Origin of the sequence: Flavobacterium sp. KS-LB2 (assembly GCF_036895565.1) — a bacterium.
In the GTDB taxonomy this organism is placed as follows: domain Bacteria; phylum Bacteroidota; class Bacteroidia; order Flavobacteriales; family Flavobacteriaceae; genus Flavobacterium.
In genome coordinates, this window is the sequence record NZ_CP145904.1 from 2,732,146 (window position 1) to 2,749,015 (window position 16,870).

At 33.3% G+C, this 16,870-nt stretch carries 16 protein-coding genes; 12 read left to right on the forward strand and 4 right to left on the reverse strand.

The genetic code is table 11. From position 1 onward, the window contains the following. The first annotated feature begins 877 nt into the window (after positions 1 to 877). The 4 genes from V5J73_RS11670 (at position 878) to V5J73_RS11685 (ending at position 2,625) form a co-directional block, all read left to right on the forward strand. Positions 878 to 1,402: a hypothetical protein gene (locus V5J73_RS11670; RefSeq protein WP_338646079.1), complete on the forward strand. Its 525-nt coding sequence runs from the start codon at positions 878 to 880 to the stop codon at positions 1,400 to 1,402. A gap of 6 nt (positions 1,403 to 1,408) precedes the next feature. Next, entirely contained in the window at positions 1,409 to 1,801 is a 393-nt protein-coding gene (locus V5J73_RS11675) for a helix-turn-helix domain-containing protein (protein WP_315212234.1), read from the forward strand. A 4-nt stretch (positions 1,802 to 1,805) separates the two neighbouring features. Then, positions 1,806 to 2,249 carry a hypothetical protein gene (locus tag V5J73_RS11680; RefSeq protein WP_338646080.1) on the forward strand — a complete coding sequence of 148 codons (444 nt, stop codon included), beginning with the start codon at positions 1,806 to 1,808 and terminating at the stop codon, positions 2,247 to 2,249. Positions 2,250 to 2,421: 172 nt separating this feature from the next. Next, the gene (locus tag V5J73_RS11685) at positions 2,422 to 2,625 is read left to right on the forward strand and encodes a YqaE/Pmp3 family membrane protein (RefSeq protein ID WP_113635421.1); all 204 of its coding nucleotides are present in this window, start codon (positions 2,422 to 2,424) and stop codon (positions 2,623 to 2,625) included. 1,468 nt (positions 2,626 to 4,093) lie between these two features. Here V5J73_RS11685 and V5J73_RS11690 read toward each other — a convergent pair. Next, on the reverse strand, positions 4,094 to 4,276 hold the full coding sequence (locus V5J73_RS11690; RefSeq protein WP_338646083.1) for a hypothetical protein: 183 nt from the start codon (positions 4,274 to 4,276) through the stop codon (positions 4,094 to 4,096). 572 nt (positions 4,277 to 4,848) lie between these two features. Here V5J73_RS11690 and V5J73_RS11695 point away from each other — a divergent pair. The 3 genes from V5J73_RS11695 to V5J73_RS11705 all read left to right on the forward strand — a co-directional run bounded on the left by V5J73_RS11695 (position 4,849) and on the right by V5J73_RS11705 (position 7,265). Then, a complete protein-coding gene (locus tag V5J73_RS11695; RefSeq protein WP_338646085.1) occupies positions 4,849 to 5,373 on the forward strand; it encodes a hypothetical protein in 525 nt (174 codons plus the stop codon). Continuing rightward, a complete protein-coding gene (locus V5J73_RS11700) occupies positions 5,363 to 6,052 on the forward strand; it encodes a nucleotidyl transferase AbiEii/AbiGii toxin family protein (protein WP_338646086.1) in 690 nt (229 codons plus the stop codon). The genes V5J73_RS11695 and V5J73_RS11700 overlap by 11 nt, the downstream gene beginning before the upstream one ends. Before the next feature lie 367 nt (positions 6,053 to 6,419). Continuing rightward, positions 6,420 to 7,265, forward strand: coding sequence for an RteC domain-containing protein (locus V5J73_RS11705; protein ID WP_338646087.1), 846 nt, complete (start codon positions 6,420 to 6,422; stop codon positions 7,263 to 7,265). 73 nt (positions 7,266 to 7,338) lie between these two features. On the opposite strand, the gene V5J73_RS11710 is transcribed toward V5J73_RS11705, so the two are convergent. Then, the gene (locus tag V5J73_RS11710; protein WP_338646089.1) at positions 7,339 to 7,947 is read right to left on the reverse strand and encodes a hypothetical protein; all 609 of its coding nucleotides are present in this window, start codon (positions 7,945 to 7,947) and stop codon (positions 7,339 to 7,341) included. Positions 7,948 to 7,951: 4 nt separating this feature from the next. On the opposite strand from V5J73_RS11710, the gene V5J73_RS11715 reads away from it, so the two are divergent. The 4 genes from V5J73_RS11715 to V5J73_RS11730 all read left to right on the forward strand — a co-directional run bounded on the left by V5J73_RS11715 (position 7,952) and on the right by V5J73_RS11730 (position 12,923). Further along, entirely contained in the window at positions 7,952 to 8,188 is a 237-nt protein-coding gene (locus tag V5J73_RS11715; RefSeq protein WP_338646091.1) for a hypothetical protein, read from the forward strand. A 165-nt stretch (positions 8,189 to 8,353) separates the two neighbouring features. After that, a complete protein-coding gene (locus V5J73_RS11720) occupies positions 8,354 to 10,003 on the forward strand; it encodes an AraC family transcriptional regulator (protein ID WP_338646093.1) in 1,650 nt (549 codons plus the stop codon). A 1,019-nt stretch (positions 10,004 to 11,022) separates the two neighbouring features. After that, complete coding sequence (locus V5J73_RS11725; RefSeq protein ID WP_338646095.1) at positions 11,023 to 11,712, forward strand: hypothetical protein; 690 nt, start codon at positions 11,023 to 11,025, stop codon at positions 11,710 to 11,712. Between the two features lie 452 nt (positions 11,713 to 12,164). Then, the gene (locus tag V5J73_RS11730) at positions 12,165 to 12,923 is read left to right on the forward strand and encodes a hypothetical protein (RefSeq protein WP_338646097.1); all 759 of its coding nucleotides are present in this window, start codon (positions 12,165 to 12,167) and stop codon (positions 12,921 to 12,923) included. A 378-nt stretch (positions 12,924 to 13,301) separates the two neighbouring features. On the opposite strand, the gene V5J73_RS11735 is transcribed toward V5J73_RS11730, so the two are convergent. Both V5J73_RS11735 and V5J73_RS11740 read right to left on the reverse strand, forming a co-directional pair. Further along, positions 13,302 to 13,970, reverse strand: coding sequence for a response regulator (locus V5J73_RS11735; protein WP_338646099.1), 669 nt, complete (start codon positions 13,968 to 13,970; stop codon positions 13,302 to 13,304). Between the two features lie 9 nt (positions 13,971 to 13,979). Continuing rightward, the gene (locus tag V5J73_RS11740) at positions 13,980 to 15,671 is read right to left on the reverse strand and encodes a tetratricopeptide repeat-containing sensor histidine kinase (RefSeq protein ID WP_338648623.1); all 1,692 of its coding nucleotides are present in this window, start codon (positions 15,669 to 15,671) and stop codon (positions 13,980 to 13,982) included. A gap of 540 nt (positions 15,672 to 16,211) precedes the next feature. Between V5J73_RS11740 and V5J73_RS11745 the strand changes: the two genes are divergently transcribed. Beyond that, positions 16,212 to 16,832: a hypothetical protein gene (locus V5J73_RS11745; RefSeq protein WP_338646101.1), complete on the forward strand. Its 621-nt coding sequence runs from the start codon at positions 16,212 to 16,214 to the stop codon at positions 16,830 to 16,832. Positions 16,833 to 16,870: the final 38 nt, after the last annotated feature.

Here is a 16,870-nt window from a genome sequence, read left to right on the forward strand (position 1 = left end):
TACAAAAAACAGTGTTATCTTCTTCCCCCTCTGGTGCTCGTTTGCAACGAGTACCTACTTACTTGTTCAAATTAAACAAAGCGTTTGCAACGCGGTTTTTATAATGAGATTACCATAAAGGTTCGATATTTACATTAAAAAAACAGTGTTATCTTCCCCCTCTGGTGCCCCGCCCCCTGCTCACCTACTTACTTGTGCGAATTAAATAAAGCGTTTGCAACGCGGTTTTTATAATGAGATTACCATAAAGGTTCGATATTTACATTAAAAAAACAGTGTTATCTTCCCCCCCCTCTGGTGCTCCCTGCTCACCTACTTACTTGTTCAAATTAAATAAAGCGTTTGCAACGCGGTTTTTATAATGAGATTACCATAAAGGTTCGATATTTACATTACAAAAAAACAGTGTTATCTTCCCCCTATGGTGCCCCGCTCCGCAAAGTCTCATGACTTTGCGCTTTTTTTTAAATTCTTAAAAGACCTAAACGCAATAAAAGTCTCCTGACTTTTTCCGAAAATAGCTTTATAATTGAATGTTTTTCAAATAATTATAAAAAACTACAAAGTAAACGACCTATTATTTTGTAGTTTTTTTTCTATATTTGAATTGTAGGTAAAATGAATTGTTATATTTCAGATATATTTTCAGGATAAGTCAGAATAATACAGCAACCAGCTTTTCAATCTCTAACGATTTTGAACTGCTGAGAGAGTTAGCCCTTACATTGATAAATTGGCAGAAACCTAATCAGTCATGGTGAAATTTAAATGAAAACTATGAAAATACAGATAGCTACTCTAATTAAACAGTATATATAACAAGCTAACTTAAAAAATTAACTTAAAAGTGAATAATAATTTGGAAAATAACTTATAAGTGAATACTTTTGCACATATAAAACCAATAGCACAATATAATAAGGTTTCTTATTATTCTGTTTGTATAGAAGGTAATGAAATTTCTCTTTTTGAGGAGTTTATAACGCATCATACTAGCACTAACAAAGAGAAATTAAACCATGTGTTGGATTGGATTAAACTAATAGGAAATAAATATGGCGCACAGTCTCATTTATTTAGATCCGAAGGAGAAACTGCTGATGCTTCGGCATTACCTCCCAAAGGTATCGAGAGAAAACCTCATTACACCGAGTACGGCAAAAAGAAAGCAAACAATATCCGTCTGTATTGCTTAAGAGCCAATGAAAATGTAGTGTTTTTATTTAATGGCGATATTAAAACTGCCCATTATGCACAAGATTGTCTAAATGTCCGAAAACATTTCAAATTAGCAAACAAACTTACAAAAGCGATTGACAGTGCTTTTGCAAATAAAGACATCGTTTGGAACGATGATTGTACAGAAATCGATTGTGAAGATGATTTTAAACTACAATTCTAAAAAATTATGAAATTTCCCAAAAATAATAGTATTGACACTTGGCTTGATGAAAATGGAAGCCCTGAAATAGCAAAACTTGTAGAAAAGAATCTTGCTATTGCTGACAAAATTCAAGAACTACTTAAAGATCGAGGTTTAAAACCCGCTGATTTAGCACGTATGCTTGAGAAAAAACCATCTGAAATAAGCAAATGGCTAACAGGAACACACACATTTACTACCAAAACAATTACTAAAATAGAAACAGTATTAGGTGAAGACATTATTCATATCGAGGCTCAAAAAGAATATGTTTATTTAAAAGTTCATGTCAATCAAGAAGAAGAATTAGAAGATACACTATTTGAAAATTCAGAGGTTTTTGCGACAGAAAGCGGTTTAGATAAGAAAGTATCATAATTTTATGGATAATAATGAAATCGTACCATCTAAAATTCATTTAAATAATATTAGATGGGAAAAAGAAAACACTTTTTTGGTATCTGAAAAATTAGAGAAGAAACCTACTTACGATATTAATATTGCTCATAATATGATGCATAACTTGGAAAAAGAGGTTGTCAAAATCAGACTTTTTCTGGATGTTAGCGCGGTTATTGATGAAAAAACAATAAATCAAGGTGGTAGTTATGAGGTTGATTTCTTTTTCAAAATAGAAGATTTGAAAGACCATTATCAAATAAATAATGAAAAACCATTATTTAGTGGCGTTTTTGTCTGTACCCTTTTAGGAATTTCCTATTCTACTTTAAGGGGTATGGTATTTACTTTATGGAAAGACACATTCTTGAGTTCAATTATTTTACCTGTTATTGCAGTACCTGACTTATTAAAAAGCAAAAAATAATCAAACTAGAAAACAAGACAATAACTTATGCCCCATGCTCTTCGAGGTCGGGATACCCCGCTAATATCGGGTATAGTATGAGTTTTATCAAACAAACTATAAATAAAGAGCACCTGCCTTCTAAGCAGGCGATCGAAAGTTCGAATCCTTCTGCTTTTACAAATAAAAAAATATGAGATACGTTTTAGCGTTTTTTCTGCCATGGCTATCCTTGCTATTACAAGGTAAAATTGTTTCAGGCATCTTTTGTCTAGTTTTACAAATCACAATTATAGGTTGGATTCCTGCTTGTATATGGGCTTTTAGTTCCTTAAACAGAATGTATGCCGATAGAAGAACAGCTACGATTATCACGGAAATGAGAAAAGCGAATTAAGTCTTTGCTCCCTCTGGTGCTCGTTTGCAACGAGTACCTACTTACTTGTTCAAATTAAATAAAGCGTTTGCAACGCGGTTTTTATAATGAGATTACCATAAAGGTTCGATATTTACATTACAAAAAACAGTGTTATCTTCTTCGTAATTCCTGTAACTACTATTTACATACCCCCCCTCTGGTGCTCGTTTGCAACGAGTACCTACTTACTTGTTCAAATTAAATAAAGCGTTTGCAACGCGGTTTTTATAATGAGATTACCATAAAGGTTCGATATTTACATTACAAAAAACAGTGTTATCTTCTTCGTAATTCCTGTAACTACTATTTACATACCCCCCCCTCTGGTGCTCGTTTGCAACGAGTACCTACTTACTTGTTCAAATTAAACAAAGCGTTTGCAACGCGGCTCTTATAATGAGATTACCATAAAAGTCCCCTCTGGTGCTCGTTTGCAACGAGTACCTACTTACTTGTTCAAATTAAACAAAGCGTTTGCAACGCGGCTCTTATAATGAGATTACCATAAAAGTCCCCTCTGGTGCTCGTTTGCAACGAGTACCTACTTACTTGTTCAAATTAAATAAAGCGTTTGCAACGCGGCTCTTATAATGAGATTACCATAAAAGTTCGATATTTACATTCCCCTCTGGTGCTCGTTTGCAACGAGTACCTACTTACTTGTTCAAATTAAATAAAGCGTTTGCAACGCGGTTCTTATAATGAGATTACCATAAAGGTTCGATATTTACATTACAAAAAACAGTGTTATCTTCTTCGTAATTCCCCCCGCCTCTGGTGCTCGTTTGCAACGAGTACCTACTTACTTGTTCAAATTAAATAAAGCGTTTGCAACGCGGTTCTTACAATGAGATTACCATAAAGGTTCGATATTTACACTACAAAAAACAGTGTTATCTTCTTCGTAATTCCTGTAACTACTATTTACATAACCTCCTCTGGTGCTCGTTTGCAACGAGTACCTACTTACTTGTTCAAATTAAATAAAGCGTTTGCAACGCGGTTCTTACAATGAGATTACCATAAAGGTTCGATATTTACACCTACTTACTTGTCCCCCCCCTCTGGTGCTCGTTTGCAACGAGTACCTACTTACTTGTTCAAATTAAATAAAGCGTTTGCAACGCGGTTCTTATAATGAGATTACCATAAAGGTTCGATATTTACATTACAAAAAACAGTGTTATCTTCTTCGTAATTCCTGTAACTACTATTTACATAATCCCCCCTCTGGTGCCCCCTGCTCTTCGAGGTCTCCCGACCTCGAACTATCGCAAGTTCTCTGGTGCTTGATTGCATCGAGTACTTACTAAAAATGTTACCCCTTCGCCGGTTTGGGCATATATCGTTAGCGCGAATGTCCCGTCCGTGCTAATAACGTAAACGATAAACTCTCAAAATAACCTTGCTCTTCAAACCCTTTCAATCTCGAACCCGTTTGCTTGGTTTAAGGGTCATTTTTCCTTTTTGACCAACTAGTTACTGCCTGAGCAATCTTGGAAATTGGTAATATCTGGAGTGTTTTTCTAATTTCTCCAAAGATTACTTTTATTTTTTGATCTGGCATTATCCAAAGTAGGATAAACATGGCTGGAATGAAAATTAAAATTTGTGTTGTAGTGGCTATCATTATTATTTGTTTTATTGTTATAGCAATGATTCTTGAAAAAGTGTAGCCGCAATTAAATAATTTTTCAATTATTATGGTGTGACATGAAACTTCCCAATGTTGGCAAGGTATTTAGATGGCATGAAATAAAATAGGACAGGATAAAACGGGAATTCAAAAACTAGTTGCTCCAGCTCCGCAAAGTCTCATGACTTTGCGCTTTTTTTTAAATTCTTAAAAGACCTAAACGCAATAAAAGTCCCCGCTCCACGAAGTGTTCGCCTCTATGCTACGCAAATGTCTTATGACTTTGCGTTTTTTTTTAAATTCTAGAAACCCATAAATTAGGATAAAAGTCTCACAACTTTTTCTGTGAATGTCTTTAGAACATGCTGCGTGACCACAAAGTATCTCACCAATCTAAAACAAACCCCGATCGAGGATTTGCAAAAAAGTCTCTATGTATAATAACTAGGATTAATAGATATATAATCATATCGCATATCGCGATATGCAATATTAAATCATAATCTATTGTTTTACAATGTAAAATTAAGTAATATTGCATATCGCAATATTCAATATAAAGAAAAATGGGACAAATAAAAAATAATCTAAAGCCACAAGACATAGTAATCCTCCTAAAGATTATCGCTTTAGGAAACAAAGACTGGTTTCACCATACACTGGCAGAAGAATTAGGAATAAGCCAATCAGAAGTCAGCCAATCGCTCAATCGTTCAAAATATGCAGGCCTAATTGATGACGCAAGAAAAAAAGTAAACCGTATAGCATTCAATGAATTCATCATTCATGGCATAAGCTATGCGTTTCCTCAACACCCTGGACCAATAGTAAGAGGTGTCTTGACAGCACATTCTGCAGAACCGTTAAATAAAATTATAAATGCCTCAGAAAAATATGTTTGGCCTTACGCTAGAGGAAACGATAGAGGTCAAGCCATCGAACCGTTATACAATACAGTAGTACAAGCAGTACTAAAAGACAACATACTATACGAATTACTGGCAATGGTCGATGCATTGAGAGTCGGTAGAGCAAGAGAAAAAGAAATAGCGAAAAAAGAACTGGAAAAAAGAATACTAAATGCACAATAAAATAATAAACCTAGCTTTAGTAGCTCAAGTAGCGATAGGCCTAGAAGAACTAAGAGAGAAAATGGTATTCATTGGTGGAGCAGTGATTAGCTTGTACACCGATGACCCAGCTGCAGAAGAAATCAGACCGACTTCAGACATAGACATGACTATAAATTTAGCTAACTATAACGAATGGGCGCAAATGCAAGAACGCTTAGCAGAATTAAAATTTTATCCAGATCCTGAAGGACATTCGATTTGTTCATACAAATATGATAAAATAGCAATAGACATAATGCCTGCAGAAGACAGTAGCATCGGAGTTTCTAATATATGGTACAAGCCAGGCTTTAAATACCTACAACAAATTGAATTACCTGAAAGAGTGAGCATAAACATTTTACCTTCACCCTATTTCCTTGCTACGAAATTAGAAGCATTTAAAGATAGAGGTGCAAATGATTTCTACGCTAGCCACGATTACGAAGACATCATCTACCTATTAGACAACAGAACCTCAATTGTAGAAGAAATACTCGCTGCCGATGAAGATGTTAGAACATACATAAAACAAGAAATAAACGTCATAAAAAACCATCCTCAAGCAAACGAAATTTTAGCCATGCACATCCATCCATTGGTAAGAGAAGAAAGGTTTGTAATGTTGATGGAGAAAATTGAAAAAATTACAAAATAAAAAAAAATAACCCAGAAGCTTTTTACTACTGGTTTAACGCTTTAAAAATAGAATAAATGAGTACAACTAGTATTATAAGATATGCTATTCTTTTTTACTAGTAAGCTACTAGTTCACAACTTATAACCTGCAATATCGCTTTAATTATAAATGCGGTGATTAACGTACAGTTATCACCGCATTTTTGCGGTAAATATAAAATATAATCACTGCAGTAGCACAAAAAACAAAGTATGCAATTCGGGAATTTCGCTATTCAATTCGGGAATCGAACACCACACCATTTGCAACCCACGCAACCATCAAATAGATTTACCTCCCGATTCAATTACTGAATCAGTCAAATTGTAAATCTAAAACTGCTCGAATGAAATTATTTGCTGAATCCTTGATATCTGAGTTAGAACATCAGTTAAAATTAATCCATCTGGAAACAGAAAATCCGGTACAGTCGGCCGAGCAGGCAATAACTAATAGCGTTGCTGCCTTAGAGAAACTAAAAACCTTTTTCATAAAATACAAACGGCTAAATAAAACAGAGGAAATAAAATTCTTTCGGGACATCAAGCCAAAGTTTGCTAGCAAATTGATTTACTACAACGAAATCTATACTATTGAAACCAACAAACCATTGGGTTCCCAAAAAACAATAGGCAAATATTATAAAACTGAACTCCTTAAATTAAAAGTCTTTTTCATGGAGAACCAGGAGTTTTACCGTTACTACCGCACCGGCAACAACTGCCTAGATAATAAATATTTTATACGGGCAAAATATGATCTTAAACTAATGCTTGACAGTCATTATTTTCAGGCAGATCATCGCTTCACTACTTCACATGATTATAAAGTGGCTCGCATTCTAGCCAACGATGAGATAAAAGATTTTCTGGAAGAGCAAATAACAAAATTAGACCGAAAGACAATAGCAATACAATCACCTTCCCCACTCCATAAAGGTCCAAAATGGACAGGATCAAAAGTAGAACTGATCGAGTTGATTTATGCACTCCATACAGAAGGCGTTTTTAATAACGGAACCTCAGGACTAAAAGAAGTCACAACATTTTTCGAGTCATCTTTTAATATTGATTTGGGGCAGTTCAATAGAGTTTTTCTGGAAATCCGCAACAGAAAATCCGAGAGAACAAAATTTCTGAATACACTCAAAAACAAACTAATAATCCGTATGGACGAAGCAGATGAAAATTAAAAAAGGCTGCTCAAAACCGAGCAGCCCTTTAAACGTACTTATCTAAAACAAAATTTCTGTTATAAAACAACAGCTAATTCGTTTTTAGTTTACCTAGCTGCCTTAAAAATATAGTCCAGTCAGGATCTTTATTCTTTGGAGGTGTTATTGACTCCTCATAAGTTTCATATCGAACAACAGATGAAATCGTTAAAATAACCTCTTTATCATTTTCCGCAAACGTCTCATCTGTCAAAACACTCGCTTCAAAAGCGACAATAAAATCATATAGAACCTCATATCTTCCCTCCGTTTTTGAAAGAAACAGCAAGGAATTAATAAAGCGACTAAAACTTATTTTAGCTTCTACCGTAGCATCCCAATTAGCAAGTATTCCAGACAAACTATCCGAAAGAATAAGCGATACTTTGCCTGTTAATAAAGAATTGGCATCACTACTCTTCACGCTGCTAATTACACCACCTTTTTGTAGATTTTGAAGAATGACATAAGACTTTTGCTGATAAAGTCTTCTTCCTACCTCATCATAAGGATTAGCACTATTAGCTGGAATGATACGACTACTTTTTGAATTGTATTTAATATAGTGCGTTCTCTTTTCAAAACTATTGGGTGCATTGTCAATAGTTGATTCAGAATCAGTGCTACAAGACTGCAGAATAAGCGAAATGGAATAGCACATTAAAATGGCTAAGAATAAAAAAACTTTTTTCATTTTTGTGAATGTTTTAAATGTTACTGACTACTTTTTTCATCAGTTCTTTTCACCCGGGGTAATGGGAACAGTGGCGATTTTGCTCATAACAAAACCATTTGAATTCAAGGCAAAACTAAATGTGTTGTCCGTAACACACAACGCAACTGCTGTTCAATTCGGGAATTTAATAGGTGTAATTCCCGAATTGACAACAGTCAATTTCTAAACAATTCGTACATAACCAACAACTTAATACCCAAAAAATACATTTCGGGTCTCTAATGGTTAATATCCAATTTATTAAAGTTTTTTAGTTACATTTATTCCTGACAAATACAGACCTAACTGTATTATTTTGTTTTTAAAACGCTATAATCCCCATTTTTAGAACATGAAAAAAAACTACTTAATCCTATTATTTCTTTGCTTTTTTATTGGCGTAAACGCTCAAAAAAAATTTATAATTCCAGATAGTCTCTCTAATAAAAGCTATAACTACTTCAATGAAAAAATAAATTATAAGGAAAGTGATAGTTTAAAAGAACGCTTATATGCACAGTCTTGGTTAGCTAAAGCCAAATCCGAAAAAAACGATACGCAAATGGCTCTCGCCTATAAATCCTTAATCTATAAATTCGATAAAAAACTCCGAAATCTATATGCTGATAGTTTGGTTACAGCTGCCAAAAAAACAGCCAATCCAGAGATGATTGGATCGGCTTATATGACAAAAGGAATAGTGTTTTATGATCGCAAAGAAATGATGAAAGCACTAGATAATTACCTCATCGCCGAGCAATACATTTCCAAAACAAATAACTATTATCTTATTTACAAATTAAAATATGGCAAAGCACTGACTAAATATTATCTTGGATTTTATCACGAGGCAATCGCTTTATTTAAAGAGTGTGTTACTTATTTTAAAGAGAAAAATGATCACGCCTATATCAATTCATTATATTCCTTGGGCCAATGCTACAGCAGAATTAATAAATACCAATTGTGCAGTCAAATAAATCAAATAGGAATAAAAGCAGCAATCCAATTTGAAATTTTTAGAATGAAATCATACTTTCTGTTTTCTGAAGGAATAAACCAGTCTTTTAAACACAACTATGTCGATGCTATAAAAAAATTATCGCTAGCATTACCAGACCTTAGGAGTAATAAAGATTTTGCAAATGAAACTCTTGCTTATTTTTATATTGGTAAAAATTATTGGTCTCAAAATCAAAAAGAAAAAGCGGTAGTCTATTTTAAAAAAGTAGATGCAATTTTCCAACAACAAAACTATATAAGTCCTGAATTAAGGGAGGCTTATGAACTGCTAATTGATTATTCTCTAACTAAAAATGATAAAAAAGCACATTTACTTTACATAGGGCAACTATTAAAAATAGATCAATTATTAGAACACAATTACAAATACCTTTCAGGTAAAATAACTAAAGTATACGATACTGAAAAACTACTGCAAACACAACGTAATTTAGAAAACTCCAATAATTCCATAACTGTTATTGCCATTAGTACCACAGTAGTCTTGATGTCAATAATTTCATTCCTTGTTTACAAACATTTTAGATCAAAAAGATTATTTAATGAGTTAATGAACCGCCAACCGGAAACATCCAAATTATTTGTAGCAAACGGAAGTAAGGAACTCGATATCAATCCTGAAGTAGTGGCTGCAATTCTAATAAAATTGGAAAAATTCGAATTCAGTAAAAAGTATCTCGAAAAAGAGATGAATTTGCTCAAATTGGCTTCTTTTTTAAATACAAATACCAAATATGCTTCAAAAATAATTGCAAAATACCGCAACAAAGGAACCATAGAATATATAACTGATCTTAAGATTGATCATATCATAGAATTACTAAAAAATGAAAACAAATACCGCAATTACACCAACAAAGCATTAGGTGAAGAATCCGGTTTCGGTTCCACCCAAATCTTTACACGTGCCTTCAATAATAGAACAGGCCTCTCTCCCACCTACTTCATCAGTAAATTAAGAAGTCAACAACATTCATAATAACAAGACATCATCTAAAATGTCCTTTATAGTTACCATTCCAAAAAATCGTGCTAACGAATTAAGCGTTAGCCGCAGGGAGTAATCCCAGAGTCGAGTTATACAGCAAAATCCAACTAAACTTCCACTCTCCTCGCCCTTAAATAAAAAGCATAGAAAAACAACGAAAAAGTGAAATGGCCGCACTCCGCGAGTTGAGGACAAAGGACGAAAAGCAATAATACCTTTTCACACAGCCCTTAAATAAAAAGCATAAAAAACAACGATAAAGCAAAGTGGCAGCAGTCCGCGAGTTGAGCCTGAAAGGCGAACGGCTCGGGCTGTGGAACGCCGCTTTGAGGTCGTTTTTGCGCTTTTGATTTTCAGGCTTGATCTTTTGTTTCCGTCCTCCTGAGCTCAGTCGAAGGATGCATCAAGGCAAAAGAAAAAAATGAACATGAAAAAACGATCTAGACTGTATTAATGATAAGGTTTTGACGAAATCAATAGTTGATTAGGATGACAATGTTGTGGGATTCGTGAACCGTGAGCAACTTGCGGGGATTCTTCCTGCGTCAGGATGACAAATTTGGGAGTGAGTAGTAAATCGTATTTAGTGAATAGCGAATCGTGTCAATTGAAAAGTAAACACCTATACTTGGAAACTCGCTGAACCGCCCTTAAATAAAAAGCATAAAAAACAACGATAAAGCAAAGTGGCAGCAGTCCGCGAGTTGAGCCTGAAAGGCGAACGGCTCGGGCTGTGGAACGGCGCTTTGAGGTAGTTTTTGCACTTTTGATTTTCAGGCTTGAAATCGAAGATTAATGAATACCAAAAAACAATAGTAACCCGTGAATAATTTTTATTTCTTTTCAATCATGGCAAAAGAAAAATTTAATTAAACCCAAGTAGTTATGGTATTAACAAAGTCAATAAAAAAAATAAAAACTCATTTATTCTTTCACAACTTGTGAACCCTTGTGATATAAAAACAATCAAAAACCACAATTTTACACCATAACAATTTAAAACCAAAGTTATGGCAATCGAAACCATCGCAAAAGCAGACCTCAATGAATTCCTTAAATCTCTTTTGGAAGATATTAGAGGAATACTAAAAGACACAAACAAGCAACCCAAAAAATGGCTAAAATCAACAGAAGAACGAAAGCTTCTTAACATCTCCCCTGGAACACTTCAACCACTGCACATCAATAGAACACTTTCCTATACAAAGGTTTGGAGGTGTAACTTTTATTCCAATGCTACTATCGAAAAATTATCGAAAGTAAACAAACTACATACACACTTTTCAAATAATAATAATAATAATAATAATAATAATAATAATAATAATAATAATAATCCCAATAAAGGAAGAATCTCACTTTTCACATTAAAAACAATGAACTACTTAAAGCACCTAACTGAATTCTTTGACCGTACAATACTAGATAAAAGTATTAATCCTACTCATATTAGTTTATACATGGTATTGTTCCAATTTTGGAATATAAATCAATTTAAAAGTCCAATAACTATAACTAGAGACGAAGTAATGCAAATTAGTAAAATCTACTCCAAAGCTACCTATCACAAATGCATGAAAGAACTAAATATAAAAGGGTACGTAAAATACGAACCATCATTCAATCCATACAAAGGAAGCAGCGTATATCTAATCGACTTCACCATAAAGGATAATATAATTAAAAAATCAAATAATTAATAAAATTGAAAAACGAAGTGTCATTTTGTTTTCTTTTAAAAAACACTTTGAAAATAAGATTTGTAATGAAGATCTATTTACAACCTAAAATACAAATTAGTTGTATTTGATACTAGAACTATCTTAACACACCACTAAATTGAAAACATTTTCAATGAAAAGAGGACAACAAGTGATTGCTGAGCAAAAAAATATTTTTATTTTTTTAGGGCTGAAATCGTAGATTCATAAATACCAGAAAGACAAAAATTCACCTAACCTACTTTTCGTATTATAAACCTCAACGAAAATCATGGATAAATAGTAGAAATCGAAGATTCAGTAATCATCAATAAATATAAAAATAAAGTAGTTTGATAACAAAATCTCTTCAAAAAAACTCGCGCTTCCTGTCCAATATTTATAAACGACAGTGTATTTCTAGAATTTAACACCAAAAACAAACATCAAAAATGGCAAAAATAACAGCTCCTTTTTTAATCAAAGGAACCTTAGACGATATTAACTTTGTGATAACAGCGAACGGAAATAATTATGCACGATCAAAGCGAGAAGGGGGCATGACATCCGCTGAATTCAAAAAAAATCCAGTATATGACCGTATTCGTAATCATGGACAGGAGTTTGGTCACTGCGCAAAAAAATCGATTGTTTTTCGCCAGTTAGTTGCAAAGTTCAACAACCTTGCTAAAGACGGAAGTTTTGCGGGTAGGGCAAATAAACTCCTTTTTGATATTCTTAAGGAAGATACTACACAACAAGTAGGTAAAAGAACTCTTTCGGGAGGTTTAAAAACAGAGGAAGGAAAAACTCACTTATTGTTTTTTGAAAGCAACAAACTAAGACCCTTACGCCAAGTTCTAAAAATAAAAGAACAATGGTTACAACAAAGTCAAACAATAACATTCACTGACTTTATTGCAAACAAACATTTAGATTGGCCTGCTGAAGCAACCCATGTAAATTTGGCGATAGCGATCACCTATTGGGATTTTGAAAATGATACTTTCCAAACTTGCTACGGAAATGAATTAGTACTAGAAAAAAATACCGTACAGAAGACCATAACACTATCTACTGTAGAACCTACAAAAATTGGATTACAGCTCACATTTCTTTTCATAGGATTTCTAAAACAAGACTTAAAAAAACAAGCTTTCTTACATAGAAAATACAATACGGCAGCCTTAATAGCTTACCACACTCAGTAACGCTATAGCATAACAGAAAGATTTACAATACATAACAGCTTCTTTTCCTCTTCAATTATACGATGTTTAGACAGTTTGTTGCAATCTTAAAAAATCTCAATTCCGTTTATCCGATAGGTATTTTGAGGAGTATTTTTTTTTGTGAAATAAATAATGTAAAACTGCTCGATACACCAGCTCCGCAAAGTGTACAAAGCAAATTTCAATTCAAACCTAAACATCATCGCTAACGCTGCTCAAATATCTTTGAATTTAGGCAATTTGAAGAACTTCTTATTGCAACAAAACCAGCTAGGCAGCTCTTAACTCCCCCTAATAAAAAAGCCGCCTAAGGAGCTAAGAGGTGACGAAAACATAAATTGTATTACAAGGAAAATATCAAACTATCCCTAGATCCTTGGCTATAGCTACAAGATGTACCGTATTGTTTGCTTTGAAATAAATTCTGAGCTTGTTGATGTGCTTCTCAATAGAACTTTTACTATTTGGGAAAATGCCTTCTTGTTTAAATACCGTTTCCATATTTTCTTGAGATATTCCTATAGAGAGATACTTGATTAATTGGACGTCATAATTGTCTATTTCACTTGTCGTCTTATCTTGAAGTGAGTACAACAATTCAGATGAAATGTTTTCTGGTTCATTAGTGTAGGCTTTTTGAATGGCTGTCTTTAAGTCATAAATCGTATTTCTTCCTTTTACAACATAACCATCTATGTTGAGTTCATCAAACAGTACTTTAATACGATGTGCTCTGTCTTCAATCGAAAAAACAATTATTTTAATATTAGGACACTGCTTTTTAACCGCAGTGACCAATTCTTCTCCCGAATGGAGTTTATTCACTCTATAATCTTCTTTAAAGAACAAATCAGAGATAAGCAATTGAAAAGGATGATTATCCAATTTTGCTTTTTTTATTTTTAACAAAGCCTCATCACAATATTTGGCATATTGAATTTCATGAACCCCAAGTTCTTTTAGTATTTGAGCCGCACCCACATCATTGAAATCAATATCATCAGCAATAAGAACTTTTGTGAACATATTTCTGTACTATTTTGGAAATTTAATTTTTGCTTTAAAACCTTTATTAATTTGTGAGTCAAAAGTAAGTTTTCCATTTACTGCCTGCATACGGTTTTCCGCATTTTGAAGACCATTTTTTAAAATTATTTTTTTTGAGCAACCTATTCCATTATCCGTATAATCCACGTAGATATTATTTTGGTCACAATCAAAACCTAAAACAACAAAACTAGCTTGACTATACTTTTTCATATTAATCATAAGTTCTTGCAAAACTCTATGGAGTGCTATTTTTTTTTCAGATTGCACCGATAACCAGTCTATTGCATTTCCGTTTCGAATAATGATGTCAGCGCCTTGATTCTTGTAACTACTTAACATTTGTTTTAAATTGTACTCAAACCCCTCACCCGTTTCTATGGGACTATTCTCTTTAGAGAAATTTCGAGTTCTAATATATATTTTGTCAAGATTATCTAACAGTGTTTCTTTCTTTATAGGATTTTGCAAATCTTGGGTTTCCGCAAAAGTCATGGCATAAAAAACATCATTAGCCAATTCATCATGGAGTTCTTTAGAAATTCGGGTTTCGGTACTGTAACTTGCCTCTAAGCGTTCACGTTTGGTCCTACTTTTATAGTAATTTACTATAAATACAATCCCGCCAAGTAGTGTGAAAATTCCAAAAAACAATACGTATTTTTGGTTCTTCTGCGTTTCAAGTTCCAAAAGGGTTTCCGCTCTTTGTCCCTTATATTTGATGCTTTCAAGATTAGCTTTCCTAGAATCATATCTAATTTTAGCAAATTGATTTTTGGCATTACTTCGTACAGTCTTAATACTATCATTTAAATTCACAAATAATAGGGCGTAACTATTTTCTCCTTTTTCTTGATTATGTGACATCAAAAATGACAAGGCTTCCAATCGTTCGTCAATACTTTGTTGTTTCGTTGCTTCATAATAAGCATGTAGTGCATTCACTTTCGATTTTTGGTAATCTCGTTTTTGATAGTAATCGGCTAAATGCAAATAGCTTTCAATACTTCCATAGGAATCGTTATTGTTAGTTCGGATGGCTAAAGCCTGATTCATTAAGGCTAGTCCCTTTGGAATCTGATTGTCTTTATAATAAGCAAACCCTAAATTGTCAATAATTCTAGCTTTTTTATTCTGTAGTGTATCTAAAATAGCAGACTTTAAATAGGGTTCTAAGAGTACTATTGCTTTTCTGTACTTTTTTTGTTCCATATAAACTGTAGCGATATTATTGAGAACAGTAACTCTAGCTACAGAATCTTTTACAGTTTTTAAAATTGTACTATAATAACGAATGGCGTCATCGTAATTCTTTAATTCTTTTGCTGCGATTCCGAATAAATTATTTGCCGCAACCAGATACTGTGAATCATTGTTTATGTAGGGCAAAGCTTCAGTCAAAGTTTCTTCACTGCTGTAATAATCTCCATAGGTCTGTTGGATTTGTGCCATTCCAACTAGATTATAGGCAATATATGCGCTGCTGCCCTCCTCTTTAAATAATTCTGTAGATTTTAAATAATAATAGAAAGCACTATCCAGTTTATTATTCCTAATAAAGGAATCACCTAATTCTGAATATTTCTGGGCGATAATTCCTTTTTGGCTTTCTTGTTTTTTAGAAGTATCAATACTTGTTTTTACACTCTTTTGGCAAGATACAATCGAAAGCAAAAGCACTACAATAAAAAACGGGGAACGCAACATAAAGTTTCTTTCTCCGAAAGTACCACTTAATTATAAACAAAGACTTATAATTATGGCTTTTTTTGCGCAATTTTATCATCTTACTTACCATAGTATTTGTATGGTAATTGATTTACAATTCCTTGAGCAACGGCTATACGCATCTGTGACCACGATGAACATTGCATCGTTTTTTAAAAATAACAACGAGTCATATTAGCATGTATTTAATTTAAGCATATAGAATAAGAGCGTATGCCATTATGAGATTTTCAGTAACAGAAAATAAGCTAATCCTATTTTCTAATTCAGATACAAAACACGGAAATGTTTAAATAAATACCAGGCTCCGCAAAGGTTCCAACTTTGAGGTAGTCTTATTCAGTCTATGACTGGAATTATAAAACAAACATCAATGTAAAAAGCCATCAAGGCATTATTCGCTTTCTTAAACTTAATAGGGAACGACGCAACAGGAATTCATTGCAAACCACTTAAAATTAGTACCTTAGAATATTACTAAATTTTACGATTATGAGAATTTTATCTTTTTTAATCCTTCTCTTAACAGTACAATCATGCGCTTCAAAAAAGGATAACAAAAAACAATTGTTACCAGAAGGTATAAAATCTGCAACCGAAGAAATATATGTGGTAGTTGATAATCAGAAAAAGCTATTGCAAAGAAAGAAAATGGTCTTTACTAAAAACGGTCGCATAAAATATTCAAAAACTGTTGACTCTCTAGAAAATCTATTACAAGAGACCAAAAAAAAATTGTGGTTTGTACTCGAATCGTATCCAGATAGAGAACCTTATTACTGCAAAACACGTTGGAAAACTAAACAACGGGAACGCATCAGCTGCTATACTAAAAAACAATACAAGCAAAACGAAGTCATGTACCACTATAATAAAAAAGGAACTATTGATAAAATAGTAGACAATTTTGCACCTTTCTACACACAACATTTTTATTATGCCAACCAAGAACGTTCTAAAATTATCATCACAGACAAAGATGACAAACCTATAGATGTAATTATAGTAAACTGTATAATCAAAGATGAAAAAGGAACTTGTTTAAAAGAGAGTAGAATTTCAACTACAACCAATAACAAGGAAGAAATTCTAATCGTCCCAAAGTATCACTAATTCTATTTTACAGTAGCTTGCGACACTAATTAAGAGGT